Here is a 1,430-nt window from a genome sequence, read left to right as displayed (position 1 = left end):
CCGCCAGATCAGCCCCCGCGGTGAGCCGATCTACTGGATCGGCCCGGCTGGCGACGCGCGCGAAGCGGGCGAGGGCACCGATTTCCACGCTGTGGCCAACGGGCAGGTGTCGATCACGCCGCTGCAGGTGGATCTCACCGACCACGCCGCGCTGCCCGATTGGCGGGCGCGGCTGGGTCGGGCATGAGCCGCGCACGGCCGTCCGAAGGGGCTCATTCCCGCTTGGCGGGACCGGCCGCAGGCCGAAGGGTGCACCCATGAGCGACAAGAAGCCCGTGCCTTTGCGGCCGGCGCGCTTTCCTGCCTCTCTCAACCGAAGTTCCGTCAGCGCCCCGCAGGCCCCGACGGTGCTGCGCCCCCAGCGTCTGCTGCAGGAAGCGGCGCTGGATGCAGCCCGCACCGTGGCGCCGCGCGGCCTGGGGCTGGACAGTGCACCGGTGAGGCAACGCATGGTCCAGCGTTTGCGGGCCGATGGCGTGCGCTGCGAGCCGCTGCTGCAGGCCATGGGCCAGGTGCTGCGGCATGAGTTCGTCGATTCGGCCCTGGCCGCACAGGCCTATGAAGACACGAGCCTGCCGATTGGCCTGTCGCAGACGATTTCCAAGCCCTCGGTCGTCGCGCGGATGATCGAGTGGCTGTACCTGGGCGAGAACGCCCGCGCCCGCGGCCACCTGGGCCGGGTGCTCGAGATCGGCACCGGCTGCGGCTACCAGGCTGCGGTGCTGGCGCAGCTGTCGACGCAGGTCATTTCGGTCGAGCGCCTGAAGGCGCTGCACGAGCTGGCGGCACGTCACCTGCATCGCTTGCAGGTGCCTCGTTGCCGCCTGGTCTATGGCGACGGCATGCGTGGCCACCCGCCCAATGCACCGTACGACACCATCATCGCTGCGGCGGGGGGCGACGAGTTGCCCAACGCCTGGCTGGACCAACTCGCCGTGGGCGGCCGGCTGGTCGCGCCGGCCCGTTCGGCCGACGGCCGGGGCCAGGTGCTGGTGATCGTCGATCGCACACCCGATGGCCTGCACCGCCGCCTCGGCGAGGCGGTGCAGTTCGTCCCCTTAAAATCCGGCACCCATTGACCTTGACAACAGCACAGGGAACTCACTACCCGATGAGCACCAAAAAAGGGCGTTGGACAACACGATCGCTCGGCCTCTTCGCCGCGACCGCCGTGTTGCTGTTGGCCGGCTGCGCTTCGCCGCGCAACCAGGCCCCGGTGGAAGTGCGGCCCACGGCCCCGACAGCGGCTGCCAAGCCGGCTTCGGCACCCGAGGCGGCCAAACCAGCCTCGGCACCCGCCAGTGCGCCGGCCGACACGCGCCCACCCACTTACACGGTGAAGCCCGGTGACACGCTGATGCGCATCGCACTCGAGTCTGGTCAGGCCTGGCGCGACATCGCGCGCTGGAACGRCATGGACAACCCGAACG

2 protein-coding genes and 1 pseudogene are annotated in these 1,430 nt (G+C 70.3%); all 3 read left to right on the top strand.

Translation table 11 applies throughout. The features are described 5' to 3' along the window. Positions 1–187 (top strand): annotated as a pseudogene (locus tag AC1DYI_RS35600) (5'/3'-nucleotidase SurE); the annotation flags it as partial. 70 nt (positions 188–257) lie between these two features. Further along, the gene (locus tag AC1DYI_RS35595; RefSeq protein WP_477208810.1) at positions 258–1,079 is read left to right on the top strand and encodes a protein-L-isoaspartate(D-aspartate) O-methyltransferase; all 822 of its coding nucleotides are present in this window, start codon (positions 258–260) and stop codon (positions 1,077–1,079) included. A gap of 32 nt (positions 1,080–1,111) precedes the next feature. Beyond that, the coding region (locus AC1DYI_RS35590; protein ID WP_477208809.1) for a LysM peptidoglycan-binding domain-containing protein at positions 1,112–1,430 on the top strand (319 nt) is incomplete at its 3' end.

It is taken from the genome of Ideonella sp. P3_A4, from assembly GCF_056403075.1.
This window is presented reverse-complemented; position numbering and strand designations above follow the sequence as displayed.